General features: G+C 38.1%; 16 protein-coding genes. 1 reads left to right on the plus strand and 15 read right to left on the minus strand.

What is annotated here, in order from left to right:
• Positions 1 to 90: 90 nt before the first annotated feature.
• The 15 genes from BBBE_RS07445 to fliF form a co-directional block, all read right to left on the minus strand.
• Positions 91 to 1,593 (minus strand): hypothetical protein, encoded by a 1,503-nt coding sequence (locus BBBE_RS07445; protein WP_192812772.1) that lies wholly within the window; start codon positions 1,591 to 1,593, stop codon positions 91 to 93.
• A gap of 1,376 nt (positions 1,594 to 2,969) precedes the next feature.
• Positions 2,970 to 3,236, minus strand: coding sequence for a flagellar biosynthesis protein FliQ (fliQ, locus tag BBBE_RS05615; protein WP_010701569.1), 267 nt, complete (start codon positions 3,234 to 3,236; stop codon positions 2,970 to 2,972).
• A complete protein-coding gene (flgD, locus tag BBBE_RS05620) occupies positions 3,233 to 3,712 on the minus strand; it encodes a flagellar hook assembly protein FlgD (RefSeq protein ID WP_010701570.1) in 480 nt (159 codons plus the stop codon). Before flgD ends, fliQ begins: the two co-directional genes overlap by 4 nt.
• 1 nt (position 3,713) lies before the next feature.
• Positions 3,714 to 4,145 carry a flagellar biosynthesis repressor FlbT gene (gene flbT, locus BBBE_RS05625; RefSeq protein ID WP_010701571.1) on the minus strand — a complete coding sequence of 144 codons (432 nt, stop codon included), beginning with the start codon at positions 4,143 to 4,145 and terminating at the stop codon, positions 3,714 to 3,716.
• A gap of 11 nt (positions 4,146 to 4,156) precedes the next feature.
• Positions 4,157 to 4,525 (minus strand): flagellar biosynthesis regulator FlaF, encoded by a 369-nt coding sequence (gene flaF, locus BBBE_RS05630; RefSeq protein ID WP_010701572.1) that lies wholly within the window; start codon positions 4,523 to 4,525, stop codon positions 4,157 to 4,159.
• 19 nt (positions 4,526 to 4,544) lie between these two features.
• Entirely contained in the window at positions 4,545 to 5,627 is a 1,083-nt protein-coding gene (locus BBBE_RS05635; protein WP_010701573.1) for a flagellar hook-associated family protein, read from the minus strand.
• A gap of 7 nt (positions 5,628 to 5,634) precedes the next feature.
• The gene (flgK, locus tag BBBE_RS05640) at positions 5,635 to 7,005 is read right to left on the minus strand and encodes a flagellar hook-associated protein FlgK (RefSeq protein WP_010701574.1); all 1,371 of its coding nucleotides are present in this window, start codon (positions 7,003 to 7,005) and stop codon (positions 5,635 to 5,637) included.
• 30 nt (positions 7,006 to 7,035) lie between these two features.
• On the minus strand, positions 7,036 to 8,250 hold the full coding sequence (locus BBBE_RS05645; protein WP_010701575.1) for a flagellar hook protein FlgE: 1,215 nt from the start codon (positions 8,248 to 8,250) through the stop codon (positions 7,036 to 7,038).
• Positions 8,251 to 8,471: 221 nt separating this feature from the next.
• The gene (locus BBBE_RS05650) at positions 8,472 to 9,158 is read right to left on the minus strand and encodes a response regulator transcription factor (RefSeq protein ID WP_010701576.1); all 687 of its coding nucleotides are present in this window, start codon (positions 9,156 to 9,158) and stop codon (positions 8,472 to 8,474) included.
• Between the two features lie 243 nt (positions 9,159 to 9,401).
• Positions 9,402 to 9,968 carry a lytic transglycosylase domain-containing protein gene (locus tag BBBE_RS05655; protein ID WP_010701577.1) on the minus strand — a complete coding sequence of 189 codons (567 nt, stop codon included), beginning with the start codon at positions 9,966 to 9,968 and terminating at the stop codon, positions 9,402 to 9,404.
• Positions 9,931 to 11,076 carry a flagellar hook-length control protein FliK gene (locus BBBE_RS05660; RefSeq protein ID WP_010701578.1) on the minus strand — a complete coding sequence of 382 codons (1,146 nt, stop codon included), beginning with the start codon at positions 11,074 to 11,076 and terminating at the stop codon, positions 9,931 to 9,933. Before BBBE_RS05660 ends, BBBE_RS05655 begins: the two co-directional genes overlap by 38 nt.
• Positions 11,077 to 11,078: 2 nt before the next feature.
• Positions 11,079 to 12,371: a chemotaxis protein gene (locus BBBE_RS05665; RefSeq protein WP_010701579.1), complete on the minus strand. Its 1,293-nt coding sequence runs from the start codon at positions 12,369 to 12,371 to the stop codon at positions 11,079 to 11,081.
• On the minus strand, positions 12,368 to 13,546 hold the full coding sequence (locus tag BBBE_RS05670) for a flagellar motor protein MotB (protein ID WP_010701580.1): 1,179 nt from the start codon (positions 13,544 to 13,546) through the stop codon (positions 12,368 to 12,370). Before BBBE_RS05670 ends, BBBE_RS05665 begins: the two co-directional genes overlap by 4 nt.
• Complete coding sequence (locus tag BBBE_RS05675; protein WP_244428347.1) at positions 13,543 to 14,283, minus strand: hypothetical protein; 741 nt, start codon at positions 14,281 to 14,283, stop codon at positions 13,543 to 13,545. Before BBBE_RS05675 ends, BBBE_RS05670 begins: the two co-directional genes overlap by 4 nt.
• A gap of 39 nt (positions 14,284 to 14,322) precedes the next feature.
• Positions 14,323 to 15,990 carry a flagellar basal-body MS-ring/collar protein FliF gene (gene fliF / locus BBBE_RS05680; protein ID WP_010701582.1) on the minus strand — a complete coding sequence of 556 codons (1,668 nt, stop codon included), beginning with the start codon at positions 15,988 to 15,990 and terminating at the stop codon, positions 14,323 to 14,325.
• A gap of 471 nt (positions 15,991 to 16,461) precedes the next feature.
• On the opposite strand from fliF, the gene BBBE_RS05685 reads away from it, so the two are divergent.
• On the plus strand, positions 16,462 to 20,106 hold the full coding sequence (locus tag BBBE_RS05685; protein WP_010701583.1) for an autotransporter outer membrane beta-barrel domain-containing protein: 3,645 nt from the start codon (positions 16,462 to 16,464) through the stop codon (positions 20,104 to 20,106).
• Positions 20,107 to 20,655: the final 549 nt, after the last annotated feature.

Raw genomic sequence — 20,655 nt, forward strand, 5'->3', positions numbered from 1 at the left:
GTAAAACTGAATCGTCGCCCCCCCATTTATCGTCAAATTCCCCATCCCCGTTGCATACACCCCACTCTCAACATTTGAAATCGNCCCCCATCATACTAGCACTCCCGTCCCTGCCATCACATACAACCCCGTCCCCTGTCCACTCGTCCCCTTAATCGTCGCCCCCATAATATTAGCCGTTGCCCCACTCTGCACATGCACCCCCCAACTCCCGCTCCCACTCTCAAACGTAATCTCCCCCATATTTATATTCACCGTCCCCTTCTTAACCTCCACCCCCTTCTCAACCTGTGAAATATTCACCCCCATCATCGTCATCTTCGTCCCATTCATAATCACCCCCTTACCCTTCACCCCACTCCCCTCTCCTGTAATCGTCACCTTAGTCAACTCAGCACTCGCCCCATTCTCAACCCTCACCCCATAACTCCCAGCCCCCGTAAACGTCACCGTCCCCCCCATCATCTCCAACGTCCCAGCCTGCATATCCACCCCCTTCTTAACCCCCTCAATCGCCACCTTAGTCAACTCCACCGTCCCCGTTCCCCCCATCCCCTGCACCCCCGTCCCCTCCCCACTCCCCTCAATCTTCCCCTCCATCATCTTCACCGTCGCCCCACTTCCTGACATACTTATCCCCGTCCCCCCATCCTTAACCGTAATCGTCGACTCCCCATTTATCTTCACCGTCCCATTCTTCGCATTCACCCCCACCCTGAATCCTGAAACATTCACCATATTCAAAGTCATCTCCCTCCCATTCTGCATATCCACCCCCTTTCCCGTACTCCCAGCCCCACTCCCCTTTCCCACAATATTCAACATCACCACACTCGCAGTCCCTCCATCCCCATCCATCTGTATCCCATCACCCTTTCCCTTAACAGTCATCGTCACCATCTTCCCCACTCCTATCACACTCGCCTCCCCACTCCCCTCAATCTTTATCCCCGCTTCACTGCCATTATTAAAAGTCACATCCTTCATCAACCTCACCGTCCCCCCACCATTAATCCCCACCTCCATCCCATCAATCCCCGTCACCCCCTTCTCAAAAACAACCATCCCCCCCTTACTAACCTTCACCTCCATCCCATCAAACCCCTTCAACACCCCATTCAACGTAACAGAAGAGTTTTCACCATCAACCACTATCTCCTTTTTTATCGTCACCCCATCAACATCAACCTCCTGATTCAACGTCAGCTGTCCTTTATCAAGCACCTTAATCACTGGTAGACCACTCTTCCCCTTCCCATTGATAACCTTCAAACTCTTCATTATCGTAATATTCGTCCCCGGCCCCGTTACCGTCACAGCAGCCTCCTCTCTAGAGTGCCTATTCATATCTATACTTATCTCACTACTACCACCCCTAGTACTACTCAGTATCCTTGTCTCACCACTACTACACACAATCGGCCCAACAACATTATCAACAACTTTAACACCACCACCACTACCACTCCCACAATTTGGTGTTTGAGCATACGCCTTTGAAGTATGAGATGTTATAAGGGAAAGCCCAGCCATAAGAGCGGTTGAGACAACACATAAATAAACATGATGCTTAAAAACACAACGCATAACCATAACCCACATGTTCCCCTTTAACCTGTCAGGTTAAAAGAGACTAAACTATTCTAAAAAAAGAAAACTAAAACTAAACCATACTAAAATGGCTTAAAACCCCATAAAATCCTCCCAACTCTAACCCTTACCTAAAAACACCATACCCTAATATAAAACACTCTCAACACCCACAAAGCTAAAACACACATCTCCAAACAACAAACAAAACACACATAAAATCAAAACATCAAACAAAGCGCCTAGACCTTAAACCATGACCTAAACCCATAAACAAAAAAAAATCTCTAAAACTAATAAATACGCTAAAATATACAAAATCTAAAACATATAAAAAACAAACACCTCTAAGCATTGAGAGAGTGTTTTCTGTTATACTTTTTTTAGCGGAATGCATTTTCGTGTTAAGAAATGATTGATTGGATAATGTTGTATTTGTGTCTTGTAAGAAGGAATTTGATTTGGTAAGGAAAATACTATATCCTACAATTAAGATCTGAATGAATCTAAAAACTTATTACTCACCTATGGAGGCTCTATATTTATCTCTCATTTGATAAAGCAATCCATAGGTAGAACACTCAAGACTATAATTTCCAACAGTTTCTTTGGCCAATTACGCTACGCAAGTACACTTCACAAATGAATGTGTTATCAAACAACGTTGTCCGAAAATCATGCCTATAGATAGCAAAAGCAGTTTTTTTTAGTCCCATAGTTACTTTAGCTTGTTTGATAGCACTGGAGAGATATTAAGCATTTTAGCTAAGAACTCTATAGATCCTGTCAAATTCTCCAATAAATTGAGAGTGTTCAAGAATGGTAGAATATAAAGTTTCAAGATTTAACTTGAGATGATATACTATTGTGAAAAGAATAGTACCTCAGTCTTTCTACGTGTATTTCTTCTCATTGCTATTTTATAGCAACTAAATTACGTTAATCATTGAGACATATTCAGATTTATTTGAACGCACTTTTGTTTGTTGGGGAAAAATCTGTTCTCTGATGATTTTTTCTACAATTTTATCCCACTAAAACTAAAGAAGCACACATACTTGAAATAGACGCTGTAGTATCCTTTACAAATGAGATAGGGATTACACTTTATGTATAGCTTGTTTATAAGCTAAAATTAACTTCTTCTTATAACAATAATCAAAAAACTTCTTTCAAGATTGAAGAAATAATTGCTACATTTCCTTTTGAAAAAAATTATCAGCTTTAAGTATTTTAAAATTGTAGAATTTCTTTGTAAACTCACTGCTTATAACAAATGAGCGGACTTCCTTGAATATAATAAGTTTTATTTAAAACGAATAATTGAAGATTGACGAAAATTTCTCAATATATTTTTACTAAACATGATGTTAAAATTTTCAAAATCCCGTTTCTATTCGATTATAAACTAATTGCGTGAACGCATAAATCTGCCCTCCGACAAATGGAGCTGTCAGCGCTAAAACTAAAAAAATAATAACGATTTTTGGAATAAATGTCAGAGTCATTTCCTGCACTTGTGTTAACGCCTGAAATAACGCAATAATAATCCCTATAGACATAGCAGCAAAAACTGCTGGACCACTTGCAATTAAAATAGTCCATATAGCAGCTGTTACTATATCAATAGCATCAGCTTCATTCATACTTCAACTTCAGCCTCAACAGGATCTGAATCAGGTTTGCTACCCATAACCGTAACACCCGGACCGATAAGCACTTTTTCACCATTATCTAATGTTGCAACCATACCATCACTGTAGATAGCAACGGATTCAACATATCCTTCAATTATCTCGCCATCAGAATCCTCAAATTGAATATATTTCCCAACATATCCTTCTGCTCCATTAATGGAAGCATTTGAAAGTATCTGATCAAGTTTACCATTTGTCTTTATAGTTTGTTCAACAACTGAAAAACTTGCCAATTGTGCTACAAATTCTGTCGAATCCATAGGATTGGTTGGATCTTGATTGTTCATCTGTGCTATCAATAATTTCACAAATGTATCAAAATCTGTTTCTTTCTTAGCTTCAAAAACGTCTAGTTTTCCGCTATCTCTGCTGTCTCTGCGAAGCAAACTTTCAAGACTACCACTACCAACCACACCTAGTGTCATATCACACCTCTCTAACCTGTCCAACTTCTTTTGCGCTTGCATTTGTTAAAGGCATTTTTTCCATAATTTGCGCTTCTCTTGGAAATAAACCACGAATAATCTTTAATACTTCAAAAATTTTATTTTGCTCGGTTAAATAGATACATTCTTTCAACCCTTCCAAAAGATCACTATCTGTAAAAGTTTGAAGCAACTTTTTTAACAATCCAACAAAAACTGCCAATGCTTGTTCAGCTTCTCCTGGATTAATCAACATAAGTTGAGCAGAAAAATAAAGTTGTTTAAGTGGCGTGTCAGTATCTTCCACTTGCAAAACATGTCCCTCTAAAAGAAAAGTTGCATCATTGAGCAATTCAAAAGTCACTTTACGATCTACACGTAAAACTGCTCCATTAAGAAAAATTTTTTCATTCGGCTTTAATGTCAAATACATTGATTGCCTCCTCACTCACACATCTCTGGATTAGCAGAAAGACCATCGCGGATAGATTCAGAAATCTCAACGAGAACATCAAAATCAGCAACTTCCCCTTCATTTAATTTCTGAATTTCCTTTAAAATAAAAAAACCAATAGAAATCAGAGATGCCTTTAATTCTGGTGGTAAAGCATTTTCTGCCTGTCCGAGATCTTCAATAAGAATGATCCAAAGCTTTTGAGAAAACTGAAATGCCTCATTAGCCTCATATGAACCAGGGCCTTTTGCTTTTGCATCCAAAAGAAGTTTAATGCAACGGTCAAACAAAGACCGTTCACGCTCACGCGCACTTATTGCATCATCTTCCATGACATCTTCGTATCGCATTTGATACATCAAATAACTATACCTTAATTTATTTTAAATAATTAATAAGACTTAACTGGTTTATCCGAGCTGTTAAAGTATAAGAAAGATTTAACATCGCTTCTAACGCTTGAATTCTCTGAACAGCCTCCGTTGTATCAACACCAATCAAATCAATCTTTGCATTCATAAGAAGATTTGTCTGAATCTCAATTCGTTGTGTAGCCGTTTTCACTCTTGCTTCAGCACTCCCTAGTCTGGAAGCTGTAACAATAATTTCATTAACAGAACTACCTGTAGCTGTTTGATCAGTAGAAGTTCGCGCCCTTGAATATAGACTTTCTTGTGCATCTTTTGATAAGCCAATATCACCAAATTCTGCCACTAAAATCATACTTTTCATGGCATCGCGAAATCCTTTTTCATTAGCACTCGCTGCAATATTAACTGTTTCACCATTCGACGAAATACGCTTCTCAATAGAACCGTCTTGAGCGTTTGAGAAAATTTTGGTAAAATTTTCTTCATCAAACAAGCTACTAAACGGCCCATCAATAAATTCTTCCATCTCCTCACTGGTAAGATCTTCCGGTTTTCTATCACCTAGAAATTCATCAAATGTGTCTCTTACGACTTTACTAGGCCCTGTTTCACCACCAACTGTATAAAAGTTTAACGGCGGTTCACTAGTATTAGTCCCACCAAATACATATTCACCATTATAATTGGTATTTAAAGCAGAAATAAATGCACTCAAAGAATCTTGCGCAACAGCTTGTACCACAGACGGTGCTGTATTTCCCGGATCGCTCACAAGCATATTATTAAAAAGAGTCAATGCACCTGGTGCAGTTTCTTCATCACCTGACGCAATCAAACTTTGTATCGCAGCTTGCATAGATGACATTCTTAACATCACCAATTTATTGGTATCACTAAAGCCTTCAAGATAACTCATCTGGCTTTCAATATTTACCAAGCGTCCTGTTTTGCGCCCTAATGTAAGACCTGGATCATACAGTTTTCCGGTAGCCGCTTCATAGCTTGCTTGCATTAACTCAGACTGCCCATTAGCAATTACATCACGCCGTGCATTACTTAAAACATATGTTGAAACTGATGGAACTCTCATTTCATACCTACCGAATTGCTATCATAAGATCGTCTAACATTTTACCAACGGTACTGATAATACGCGTGGTGGCTGTATACGTCTGTTCTAATTGTAACATTAATACCATTTCATCATCTATATTTACACCCGTTCCGTTGGATAATGCTTCAGATGCATGTAAAAGCATTGTGCTATGATATTTTGCGTCTTTATTCGCATCTGAACGTAATCCTTCAAGCCAACCGATTGAATTTCTACTAAAATCCATAATAGATTGTTCGGGAGACAAACCAGTATCTGCTCCAAATAACCGCTTTTGATCAAAAGCATCCACTAACGATTGAAGATCCTCACCAAAATGTTCTGGTCCACCACCTTCTGTATTACTATCAAATATAGAATTAAGCCGTATTCGCCCTGACAAACCCTCAATAGGACCAATGACGCCATCTGGTTGATCACCATCTAAAAACAAGGAAGGAGGTCCTGGAAACATTTGCATTAAAGCATTTGCCATTTCATCCAACTGTTTTTGATATTGTGGCGCTATTTCATCACGTATCCTCAATAATCCACCAAGATTGCCACCCCCATTGGGGTCGACAAAAGATGGATGACCTAATGGCACACCATCAACAAAAACTTGCTTTCCCACAGCACCAGCTGGCAAAGAATTGCTCGATTGAAATGTTACCTCTCGTGGGGTCTTATCATATAAAGTACTACCATCCATACCATAAATGGTCATACTCCCATCAGAATGATACACTGTATTGATACCAATTTCTTGAGATAAAGCCTTTAAAACCGCATCTCTTTGATCCATATAGACGCTATCATCCCGCCCCGCGTTTCTTTCTCGAACCACATGCTGATCAAGATCATGAAACTGTCGCAATAAATCATTAATATGATCAACAGAATCCTGAATGTCGCTATCCGCATCATTGCGTAGTTTTTCAATTTCACGATTACCTTCATTTAAACTATAAGCCAGATCACGTGCACGATCAACAGCTGCATCTCCTGCAGCACGGTGCTGTGGATCATTGGCGTAAATTTGTAATGCTTTTTGAAAATCGCTAAGTAATTGTGAAGGTGCCCGTGAAAACTCATCCACCCCATAAATGTTAGACAAACGATTAAGCCCGTTAGCGACACTGCCAGCAACAGCAGCTTGACTCGATTTGACCAAATAATTATTCAATAAATGGACATCACCGTCACGACGAACCATAAGATGAATAGCACCTCTCGGTCCTGATTCTATATATGAAGTTCGTCGGACATAGTTTGGGTCTTGAGCGCCAACTACATTTTGCGAAACAATACTCAATTGGCCTGTAGTTGCCTTGAGAGAGTTTCGTGCTGTATTAATTGTCGAATTAAATGCCATAATTTGAAATCCCTTTAAATTTTATCTAAATTATCGTTTCAAATTAACAATAACATCCATTAATTCAGAACCCGTTTGAAAGACTTTGGAGTTAGCCGTATAACTACGTTGAGCCTCAATCATGTCTGTTAATTCATCGCTCATCTCAACGTTTGAATCTTCAAGATAGCCTGAGTACAACGAACCAAATACACCGTCTCCAGGACGTCCCATCATTTGACCTCCTGTACGACTATTAACTCCAAAAACAGAGCCACTTAAAACAGTCAAACTTTCTGGCGACGTTACAGTGGTCATACCTACATATCCTACAACACGCATCTGATGATTAGTATATCTTACCTCAATCTCACCATTGCGACCAAAAGTAAAACCATCAAAAGCACCAGATTCCATACCATCTGCTTCAATTTCGAAGGCAGATAAATTACCAACTTGTGTAACCAAAGAGTCTTTTCCTACCCCACCCATGTTCACATCGACTTCAAAAGTACCATTTGCTCCATCACTTTCTGGCAGTGTTAATTTAAAATCGTCTACAGGGTCTTTAAGATTGCCATCTTTATCAAAAACCAAATTCGTAGTACCAACCTGCTCATCTCCGACATAGGCATCAACTGTCCATTCATTGTCATCAGTTTTACGCATATAGAATTCAACCTGAACCTGCTTACCTTGGCTATCATACGTGGTTACAGATTTTTTATGATTATAACTTTCAGGATCACTGGGATCAATATCTCCCCCTGGAGGATCCAAAACCATTGCACTGGCATCAAAATTTACCTTAAAATCAATTTTCGTCGTAACCTCAGGACCAAATAAATCAGTCGGACCACCTTTAATTTGAATTCTTTGTCCATCCTCATCTAAAAGATAATGACCAGTTACATTACGAACATATCCATCCTTATCACGAGAAAAAGAGCCTGCACGCGTTAAATACTCTACTCCGTTTTCATCTGCGACACGAAAAAAGCCATTACCATCAATCATCACATCACCCATCCGGCCTGTTGCACGCGCCGGACCACTAATGGAAATATCATGACCAACATGACTCCTCACTCCACCAGGAACATAAGCATAATCTCCAGAGGGTACTACATAATTAGAAAATTGGACATCTGTACGTTTATATCCAATCGTGTTAGCATTAGCGACATTTTCTGCCACACCAGAAAGGCGTGTCCCTTGAGCGTTCATACCTGAAACACCCGTACGCATCATTCCATAAATACTCATATTATCTCCTGTTAGTGTGAGCCTATTATGTTATCATAAGCAGGCTTTCTTGCGCGAAACTTTTGCTTAATGTTTCTATCAATAATAAAATGATCTTAAAAAAGACACATTTTATAAATAGCTTTACGTTTGATATAAGAGAGAGCGCAATTGTAAGCGCTAAGTGTAATGTATTTTAAGAAAAAAAGTGGAAAACTAGGAAAGTGGGGTATTAAGAAACATTAATCTTTAACTACTAAGCTATATCCAAGAAAACGTTTCGAATCGATGATATCATAGCCAATTTTTAATTTCAGTTTTTTGCGAAGTTTACTAATATGACTTTCAACAACATTTTCTTCGATAACGTCGTCAAAGACTCCATAGATAGCATTGAAGATTTGTGTTTTATTAACACGTTTGCCATAGTTTGCTGTAAGATACTCGAGAATACGTCTTTCTCGGCGTGGAAGAGGAAAGTCTACACCGTTAATGCGTGGATCGCGCCCATCATTAAAGACGCTAATAGGTCCAATTTTTGTTGTAGCGTTAGTGTTGCGGATATTATTTCCGGTGCGTCGGCGAATAGCGGCGATGCGTGCTAGAATTTCGCGTACATGTATTGGTTTGCGTAAAACATCATCAATACCAGCTTGAAAGAGTTCTATTGTATGATCGAGAGTATTTGTTTCTGTCATAGCTAAAATAGGTGCAGCGCTATACGTGCGGATTTCTTTAGGAAGCTCAATTTGATTTTTGCATTTTCCTAAAAGAACTGCTTCAATTGATTCTACTTCATGTTCCGGAGCTGTCGAAATCCATTCACTAAAATCTGAAGGAAAAAGACCTGTTGTAGCTACTCCTTCTCGAGCGAATAGTGTAGAATAGCCATCCGTCACTAATTTACGGTCATCTACTACAACTATCATGTGCTTCTCACTCAAATAATTTAATTTAATTTAAAATCTACTTGCGGAAAAATTTAAATCTTAACAAAAAGTTATAATTTCATCTTTTAAAATACAAGTTATTTTTCTAACTTATACTATATAAATCAATAATTTACTATTTATGATTGTTTTGTTAATTTAACTGCGCAACCTGTGATTGTTTGGTGTATATAAAAATGTTCAAAAATGAAACATCCTGCCATTTTTTTTTCAAAAAATGATTCAAAATGCATTTTTACAAAATGCTCGAGAATTAGGAGTCCATTGACCAAAACCGTTTGCAATCATATTACGCATAACGCGACATACGTAACGTTTTTGAGCTGGGTCATTATTGGGACCAGCATGATAACGTGCAACTGCCATAGTCCAGTTACCTTCTTTTTGACGCAAACTCCGTAAAAAGCGTGCTGCATAATCCACATTAAGGTGAGGTTGTAGCATCTCTGTCACAGAAGAAAAATACTTACGATGATAAAAATAGTTGATTTGCATACAACCCACATCGATTAATTTAACACCACGCTGTTGAGCTGCTTTAAAAACACGCAAAGCTTCCGCTTGCGTTTTAGCAAAAACAGTTTTGCCATCAATATTTAATGCATAAGGCTGAAGCGATTTTTTATGACCTGTTTCTGTTAAACCAATCGCATAAAGAATACCCAACGGAATACCATAACGCTTAGAAGCGTCAATCATTTCTGCTTCACACACACTTCCAGCAGCTGTAGCACTGCTCAGTGTGGCAAAGCTACACAACCAACCGATAAGGATCGTCTGGATCAACATTGTCAATAGAAATATCCAACAACGATGAATCCACCAATAAAAACTGTTTGAAAAACTGCTTTGATTCATTTTGTTCATTCTGATCCTTATGACCAAAAGCCTGACGCTGACCATTGAAATTCTGTCCACTATCATTCTGCCCCACCCCTTGATCCATCTGCGAAGACTGACCATGCTGTATAGTTTGAACACTTTTATCAATAATGCTGACTAATACGCGGCCATCATCATTAGCAGGTACCTTTTCCAAAACACGGATCAACATCTGTTGATTTTCAACCAAAAAGCGCATTGTTTCTTGACGTTGAATATGTAATTCAATATGGAGCCCTTGCGCACTCATGCGTAATTTGGCATCAACCGTCCCAAGCTCAGCAGGTGTTAGCTTCAAACGTAAAATCTGCACATAACCAACCTTTTTATTCAATGTAATCTCAACATCGCTTAACTTATTGACTAAATTAGAATTTTCTTTTTGAAGAGCAAGTTTATCACCTATTTCCAAATCTTCTAGAAATTGAGATTTTTCAACCCCTACATCCAAACGTGTCATTAATGGTTCGCTATTTTGTGTAACACTGTGGGTAAAATTTTGTAAAAACTTTTGTGCAAGCGGATCTTTTCCAACGGCTTTAACTTGGCGCTCTCCTGTAGCTTCACCTTTAACCACATCTGCTTTTGGAATGTCTGCAGTTTCTTGATTTTTCACATTACCCTTTATAGAAATCAAAACATTCTCATTTTTTTCAAATCTGTCTGATTCTTTCGCAATTTTTTCTTGTTTCACAAACTGTTGCACCAAGCTTAAAGGGTAAGAAATATCTTGAAGAGAAACTCCCTTTCTATCGGTTAAACGTTTATTTTTTGCTTTTAAAGATTCAACACTATCCTGTTCTAGATCTTCTTTTAAAGCTTCTTCTACCGCCTGAATATGTGAAGAATCTTTCTCAAAAATCTTTTCATCCGACATCTTCGTGCCTTGGTTAACCAGCGCTTCAAATGCCTCACGCAATTGATTGTCTAGGCATTCTCTTGGTTGAACCGAAAGCTTATTAACTTTAGACACTGATGTAGAAAGAGTATCACACAATTCATCAGTATTTATCATATCTATGTTCCCAATAATTTATCGACTTCGTCTATTTTTTCTTGTGCTTGCTTGATAAGCTGATCTATTTCTGCTGACTTAGAAAATGGAGCCTTTTGCTGCTTAACAGTTTTTTTCGACATTGTCTCCTGCTCTTTTTGACTTTGTGATTGTGCAGAACTTTGTGTCTTAACTTCTCCTTGACCATCCACTAAAGAAGAAGTAACTCTTTGTGCCACAGCCTGCGCAGCAATAAATAATAAGCGATCTTTTTTTGATAAATCTTTGTGTGAAATATTTTGTAACAACTGTTCTGCTTCATGTGCTTTTACAGAACTCGCTAAACTAGCCGCATAATAAAGGCGGACCGGCGCATCATTCACATCGAGTTCATGCGCTAATGTCAGAGCTTTTTGAGCACTCAATTGTGCCCTTTCCATACGCGCCTCAAGCAACGCAGTGCGACTTACATCCATATATGCCATCAATTGTACCATCGGCGGTGCATATGAAATCAATTCCTCTAATTGTTGATCATCTAATTTCTCATCAATTCGTGGCACAGCAATTCCAAACTCACGCCAAAAGTCTTTCGCATAAGGTGATTTTCCAAATCGACTTGCATAATTGCGTACTAATAAAGCCAAAAGGTCTGTATTACCGAGAATCGTCGCAACCTTAATCTCACGACGAATTGCACTTTCTTCAAATAAAGTCCCCGGGGAAAGAAGCCTTACTTGATCTAATTGCTTCATAGCCCAAACAGGGTCTTTTATAATTGTATTACCAACCGTAGAAAGAACTATGGAAAAGAATAAAGCAGGCGGAATAGATTGAATATCTTCATCAGTTAACTTTGCAAAAGTGTTAAAAAAAACTTCTTGTTTATGAGACAGATAAGCCAAAACGCCAGTCATTATATTTTCTGCGATCACTCCTTGCCCATAACTTTTTAAAATCATACGCACAACTGAAGGATTGCCACCATTAAAAAGGTAAATCAATAATGCATAAAGATTTTGCTCATCTTTCCAAACGTCAGGATTAAAATTTAAAAATTTTTCACCAATCTCTCTTAAAAGTTGCGGCTGTTTTTGTAGTGCTTCCTCTTGGCCTGATACAATTTGATCTTGTAAATTTTGCAAAGAACGAACAAGCTGCATTGGATGAGACAAAACAGCTTTTGATCCGTGAGCCTTCTCATAAGAAGCTAATTCTTCTTTTTGTAAAGAAACCTCTGCTCTTTGTGCAAAAATCCCTTCTATAAATGTCACAAAAAACAAAAAACCAGCACCATATACCTTTTTCACAATCACGGTGTCTGTTCCTTTTGAGAAGCTGGTTCCATTTGTTTTGAATGTTTAGACAAGGCCTTTTTAAATGCAGGCATTTTCTGCGCATGATTAACATTTGGATCCCGTACAAAAATGGATATACGTCTATTTTCAGAAGCATAAGGATCTTGTTTGTTTTTTAAATCCCGATCTGCATAACCTTCAACACGCAAAATGCGTTTTTCATCCAAACCACCGCGCACTAACATATAATAAGCCATCTGTGCACGTGATGTTGAAAGTTGCCAATTATCATGTGCTGCACTACGGTAAGGACGTGCATCAGTATGGCCACTAACCACTACATCCCCTGGATGCTTTGCAATAACTTTTGCCATACGATCAATAAATTCAACTGTTTGTGCCGCAGGAACAGATGAACCAACTTTAAACATTTCATACTCAGGCTGATCCATCAATTCAATCATAACGCCTTCTCTAATTGGTACCACACTAGCGAACAAATGATTTTCATCAGCTATTTCTTTAATAAGGTCTTCGACTTCTTTTGCAAAATCACGTGATGCCTGAGAAGGAGCATTTTCCTGCGCAAGTTGTTGCTGTGCCTGACCTTCCTTCCAGTCTATTGTTTGTGCACTCAACGTATTATCAGATGCCGCATTTTTTTTCCAATAATGAGGTGAAAATGGATCATGGTAATCAGTGACTGGTAAATTCTCTTTTGCATCACCCTTGCTCTTACCAATAAGAGCTTCATGATTCCTATCTTTATTAGAAAGATCTTGCATATTTTGCTGTGATTGAACAATTTTTTCCAACCCGCTATAAGGATCACGCATTAATTCTGTTTCTTCTAAAAAAATAGGCTGAACACTTTCTGATTTGCTATCACCTCCACATGCCTGACCAACAGGACAAATTTTGTTCTCCTCACTATCATTTTTCTTCTTAATACTACGACTACTTGCTTGAGAATCCATAAGTTTGATTGGATTAAAATAACTTGCAATAGCTTCTTTAGTCTCTTCATCTTTTGCGTTAACAAGCCACATCACAAGAAAAAGTGCCATCATTGCTGTCATAAAATCAGCATAAGCAATTTTCCAAACACCCCCATGATGTTCGTCATGTTCGTCATGCCCCCCACGACGAACAATAATAATTTCAGAGTGAGGCTGTCCATCATCAGATTTCATTGAACCAACTCCTGCAACATCATTAATAATGGAGTCAGCTGTGTAGCGGTAACCACACTACCGCGACGCAAACGTATCTCTGTACTGTTCGTTGACTTAAATTCAAATTTAGAAGCATCAAAACCCTTCTGTTTTTTGAGCTGTTCAAGCAGTTTTTCATTTCCTTCAAGAATTAAAGGCTGCCCTGCATCGATAACTTGATCTACCATTTTTGTAGCAAATTGCTGAAGCACCTCTTGTGTAATTTTTTCACCAATAAAGGCAGCAAGTACCTGCGCAATATCTTTAGAAACCCCTTGACGCAAATCAGCAAACCCTTCCATTAATTGACTGTGCATCTGAGCACCTAGAGTGTCAACTACACCTTGCTTGGCTGCTTCAATAGCTTTGGCATGCTCTTTTTCCATTTGCTGTTTTTCAGCCGCAAATTGTTTTTGCAACCTTTCTGTCGTTTCTTGCTCAACCTGATCAAAAGTCTTTTGTTCAGCAACTTTAAAATCGGCAGCATTATCAGAAGCAATATGGAGAGGCAACATTTCTTCCATATCTTCTTCTAAAAAATCAGTATCGGATAACAAAAATTCTTCATATTTCTCGCTATCACATGCCTGTTCACTTTCATCACTAAAAAGTAAAACCTCTGTGTCTTCATCTTCGTTGACAGATGAAAAATCACTCAAAAATGAAGCAAGCGTACCACTTGCTTCATTTTTTAATTCTTCACCTATCTTTTCCATTCCATTAATCGCTTCCATTCAACATCTCACTTTGCAAATCTATGCGAGCTGTACAGTTGCATTGGTATCATTAACCCATTCGCGTAAAACCTCAGCAAAGCGTTGTTCATCTATTTCTACCATTTGCTCAAGGCGATTTTGAGGTGGTACACGCATACGATTGCGTAAATTGTTAAGTGTATCATCTTTCGCCCCCGCAATTCTACCAAATTCTCCATTAGTGTTAGATTGATTTTCCAAAGCAGGCACATCTTCAAGGCCTGTTAGAGAATTTTCTTCAGCACTAAGAGCCTTTTGCCCCTCACGCATTTCACGCATCAAAGGGCGCACACCTAAGAACAAAATTAACAAGACAGCAATAACCAAAGCCAATCCGTTAACGAAACTGGATAAATAACGTGATAATGATTTCCAAATAGGCGTTTGTATAGGTGTTAAATCTTTATCAGAATAACCAATAAAATCAACTGCTGTAACATTGATAACATCACCACGTTTTGGATCAAGTCCTGCAGCTGTTGCCACCATCTGCTGAATACGATTAATTTCATCATTAATGAAACTTTCAGAATTTCCATTGTCGCCTTTTGCAAGAGCCAAACGTGCACGATCTACCACAATGGCAACAGCTAACTTTTTCACGCTATAACCATCCTTAACAGTGGAAATAATCTTAGAGTTAATTTCATAATTAGTGGTTTCTTCACGACGGTCCTTTTTATCAGTTGACCGTTCTCCACCACCATTAGCAATTTCCTCTTGTGGAATGTTTTGTTCCACTCCAACAGCATCATTATTACGGCTATTTTGGCTATCAGCTTGATCACGCACAGAACGTATAGAACGCACAACCTGAGATTCCGGATCAAAAACAGTTTCATTGATCTGACGACGATCCGTATCCAAATCAACCTGCACACTCGTTTGGAAGTGATCAAGACCAAGATAAGGTACTAATTGCTTACGAATATTAGCATCAATTTGCGATGCAACTTGTTGCTCAAGCAAAGCCATCTGAATAGAAGCCCCATTCGCCGCATCAACCCCAGAAGCCAACAACTGCCCCCGTGTATCCATAACCGTCACCGAACTTGCTTCAAGCGAAGGAACGGCCGCAGCTACTAATTGACGAATAGATTGAGCAGATTCGGCTGCAAAACCACCATCTGTACGTATTACAACAGAGGCTGTAGGCTTCTGATTAGCCTTACGGAATGATCCTTTGTCTGGTAAAACAATATGAACGCGTGCAGCCTTTACACCTTGCACAACTTGAATTGTGCGAGCAATTTCACCTTCTAAAGCACGTTGGCGGGTAATCTCCTGCATAAAAGATGTCAACCCCAATGACCCCATATTATCAAACAATTCATACCCTGCATTATTTGATGTTGGAAGCCCTTTTTCCGCAAGAAACATTCGAGCCTTTTCCGCCTGCCCAACAGGAACTTGAATAGAACTTCCATCGGAAGAAACATCAAAAGCAATTCCCGTTTCGCCCAAAGCCACTCCCATACGGTTCACATCATCACGAGAAAGGCCAATATAAAGTGTTTCATAAGAAGGACGCGTTAAATAAAAACTGGAAAATAAAATCGTTCCAAACAGCGTGATTCCAACTAGCCCAAGCGCAATAAGACGCTTTACCCCTAGTTTTTGAAGAGCCCGCCCCGAAGAAGAAAGAAAAGCCAAAAATTTATCAAGCATACAGTTGCACCATTTTTGTTGAGAAAAAACATTTCGAACTAAAGAAAGACAACTTTTCTATAGCTATTTATCTACTCCCTTACCCTAAAATTATAAAACATAAAACTTGCGCGAAAATGACGCCCACTCTCAACAAAAAAATTTCATGATACCCATTGATTATTATTTTAAAATATTACGTTTATAGTAATATTATTTTTTGATAAAAAAATAAGTTAAAAAATTAACCTTTACACTATATTTATGAATACAATACAATTATACATAAATACAATATGATTTTTACATATAAACAATATGTATTTTACTATAATTTTATCTTTAAATATGTAAAATTATTTTTTCCTTTACATATAAATCGTAATAAAATATTTATTGTAATAAAATATTTATTGTTCTCAAATAATCCATCTGTGTCCTTCTTATAAGCGGGGAGGGTTCTGTATGGGGTTTATAAGTAAGGAAAGTATTATGCATAAAAAGTCCCTTTTATTGTCCACAGCAACTGCAGCTATTGTATTAGCTAGTGCTCATTTTAATGTGCATGCGGAAACTCTCAGTACTACTGATGGTAAAACAGCAACAGTTTCTGGTCAGAAATATGAAGCTGCAAAAGAAGATGGAAGCGCTGTTAGTGCGACAACAGGTGGTAAAATCGATGGCACCAATTTAACTCTGACAGGTACAAGTGACAACAAGAAAGGAACTGGTGCAAGCGCTAGTGGCTCTGGAAGCGTGATTGATTTGAAGGGTGAAACAACCATTAAAGATGCTGCGACTGGCCTTAAAGTAGAAGACAGTGGTAAGATCACAATGACTGGCGGCTCTATTAATACGTCTGACACAGCAGTGGAAGCTAAAGATAAAGGTACCGTAAATTTAAATGGTAATGTAATAATTGATTCTCAGAATGTTGGGTTGTCTGCAAAAAAAGAAGCCCAAATTACAATGACTAGCGGCCTTATTAAAGCAACTGGTGTAGCAGTATCTGCTACAGATAAGGGTGTTGTTATATTAAACGATGTGTTAATCGGATCTGATAAACAAGGGTTGTATGCAGAAGGTGGGGCGCACATCACAATGAATGGTGGTTATATTGATGCAGGTAAAGGTGATGATCTTTTTGATGTAAAAAGCGATAATACTATTATAGCTGTAGAAGCTAAAGATAAGAGCGTTATCACTTTAAACGACGTTGAAAAAATCATATCTGATGGCGTTGGATTGTTTGCGCAAGGTGAAAATACGATAATCACAATGAATGGTGGTATTATTAGTGTAGCTACAACAGCAGCAGAAGCTAAAAATAAGGGTACCATCAACTTAAACAAAGTAGCAGTTGAGTCTGGAGATCGCGGGTTGTTCGCGCATAAAGAAGCACAAATCACAATGAATGGTGGTTCTATTGATGCAAACGTAGCAGTAAAAGCTCAATACAACAGTACTGTTACATTAAACGATGCTGTAACAATCAAAGCTGAAAATAAGGGTTTATCTGCAGATAAAGAAGCGCAAATCACAATGAATGGCGGTTCTATCGATGCAGGTAAAACGGCTGTAGAAGCTGTAGATAAAAGTGTTGTAAAATTAAACAATGGTGTAAACATCACGTCTAAAGATATTGGATTAGTCGCTAAAAATGAAGGGCACATCATAATGAATGGTGGTTCTATCGCAGCAGATAAAACAGCAGTCAAGAGTAAGGATAAAGGTCTTATCGAGCTTAATAATGTAAAAGTCACGTCTAAAGATATTGGACTATTTGCAGAAGATGAGAAGACAAAAATCACAATGAATGGTGGTTCTATCGATGCAGATGAAATGGCTGTAAAAGCTGAAGACAAGAGCACTGTTGAATTAAATAATGTAAAAGTCACGTCTAAAGATGTTGGACTATTTGCAGAAAATGAGAAGACAAAAATCACAATGAATGGTGGTTCTATCGATGCAGATGAAATGGCTGTAGAAGCTACAGACAAGAGCACTATTGAATTAAATAATGTAAAAGTCACGTCTAAAATTGGACTATACGCAGAAGGTGAACAAACACAAATTACAATGACGGGAGGAAAGGTTACTGCAATAGCAGGAGATCCTGATACACTGAGTGGTATCGCCTTTTTAGTAAAAGATGGAGGGAAAATTGATATTACCAGTGTTTCTGCAACAGCAGATAAAGTTGGTTTAGAATTATCCAACACAAAAAATAAAGGTAATGACGTCAGTTTCACCAATACAAAACTTATTGTTAAAAATGGTGTTGGTATTTATCTTGCTAACTTTCTTGTCGATGGGGAAGAAGATCTTCGAGAACAGGACCAGTTTTCTACATCATCTGAAGAGTTTGATAATAATATCACACTTAAAAATTCTGAAATTCGTGCTGATGTTTTACTATCGGCCACAGAAGAAGCTAAAGCTACTCTAACCGCAGATCATTCTATCTTAGAAGGTCGTGTAGGTGTTGGAGAAAAAGATAATATAATCTTTAATCTTAACGATGGTTCTCAATGGATTTTAAAGGCCAGTAAAGCAGAAAAGGATCATGATGATCAGCTTCTTGATATAGACAAAAGATCCCGCTCTGATATTTCTGTACTTAATCTTAATGATAGTTCCATTGTTTTTGATGGTCCAACAGAAGATCATTATCAGACATTGCAAGTAGGGTCTGGAACACCTGGTACTAAAGCAGTCTATAACGCAAAAGGTAATGCGAAACTCTACCTAAATGCTGAATGGAGTGATGGTAAAAAAATAGGTGAACAAAAAGCTGACCATCTGCTCATTAATGGTGATGTATCAGGATCAACAACAGTGTATGTTAACGTTAAAGGAAATGCTACAGATGCAACTGGTTCTCTCCCTTGGAATGAACGTGGGATTTCTCTGATCCAAGTCTCTGGAAAAGCAGAAGAAAATTCTTTCAAATTAGCGAATGGTTATACTACACTTGGTGGTTCACCTTACAAATATACATTGAATGCTTATGGGCCAGAATCGAGCAAAGGCTCAGCTAGTACTGACCAAATATTATTTGAGAAAGAGCCAGTTGTAGATGATCAAAATATCCGTAATGAAAACAATAAAGGTGATGATTTCTGGGATTTCCGTCTACAAAATCAATATCTTGCCAACTCAAACGTAAAGGCTCTTGTGCCACAAATGGCAAACTATTTGGTGATGCCGAGTGCTTTATTTTCCGCTGGTTTTACTGATATTGAAAATCAAAATGCTTTCTTAACCGATATCCGGATAGCAATGCCACAGGAAATGCAAAATGGTAAGAAGAATCCTTTCTTCCTATCTTCTTATGGAAGTAAAACGACCTTATCATCTAACCACACTGCTCTCGAATATGGCTATGGAGCTGATATCGGCTATGCTGCACTGCAAACAGGTGTTGCATTAGCTGCATTGGAAAACCAAAATGTCTCCTCATACTTCGGGCTTTTAGGAACGTACGGAAAGTTGTCTTTCACACCACAAAATATGGCAGATGTTGACAAAACTGCACTTGAAAAATGGGGTATTACAGCTTTCAGTAGTGTACAGCATAATGATGGGGTGTACTTAAATGCGCTCTTATCCTATGGCTTCCTGAAAGGAAATGTCTCTAATGCCATCATTGGTCGTACTGCAAAATTAGACGATGCAAACACATGGAGTGCATCTGCTACTCTGGGTAAAAAACTAGCAACCAGTGTTGAAGGCTTGGTATTTGAACCACAGGTACAGATTGCTTATCAAAAATTGCTGTTTAACAGTATTCAAGATGCCGATAACTTTAAGGTAGATATGGGTAATCCTCATCAGTGGGCTGTTCGTATGGGTGGACGTTTAACTAAAAATGTTAGCCGTGTCGAAGATGGTCATATCTTTTCCTTCTATGGTAAAATGAACCTTATTAGTACTTTTGGCGATGAAGGAACAATTCGCGTCGGTGATGACTTCCGTCTTGATCCTATGGGATCAGCAATTGAAGGAGGAATAGGTGTTAATGCGCAACTATTCCAAAATATCGCACTCCATGGAGATATTAGCTATAAGCAAAAGCTTCAAAAAGCTGGTATATCTGGAACAACTCTCTCAGGGGGATTAAAGTATCATTTCTAAAATAATACTAATATTCACTTTGATTAAAAAGGCAGCACAACATGCTGCCTTTTTTGTATGCTAAAGTGTTTACTTTATCGCACAAGAACTGCACTACCAAAAAGAAGAATCTTTTATTTCTGGAAAAAAATGAATACACAATGTTGTTGTGATTAACGATTAAAAGTGCCTAACATTAACAGTTGCAACTATTCTCTCTATGGTCAACTCAACCCTATCAAAACTCTTGGCAATGATACAACAATATAGCTGATAGTAGCCGTTCCCTTTCACCTTTTATAAGATCTACATTAAAAAAGAGCAAAATTAATACACAGTGGTGCGTTCAAAATATCACACTCTATAGGAATATTAATTATCAACAAAAGTTTCAAAAAGCCGGTTTATTCGGATATTTTTTAAGAGCATTGTGCTATCGTTTTTAAAATATGTTTATATCTTTAAATAATAAAACATATATTGTGTTTTTTATACTTTACATAAAATACAGAATAAGTTAAACGCTTTTTAAAAGACTTTAAGGGGAAAGAATGAATACTTAAGGGTATA

This window comes from Bartonella bovis 91-4 (assembly GCF_000384965.1).
GTDB classification, from domain to species: domain Bacteria; phylum Pseudomonadota; class Alphaproteobacteria; order Rhizobiales; family Rhizobiaceae; genus Bartonella; species Bartonella bovis.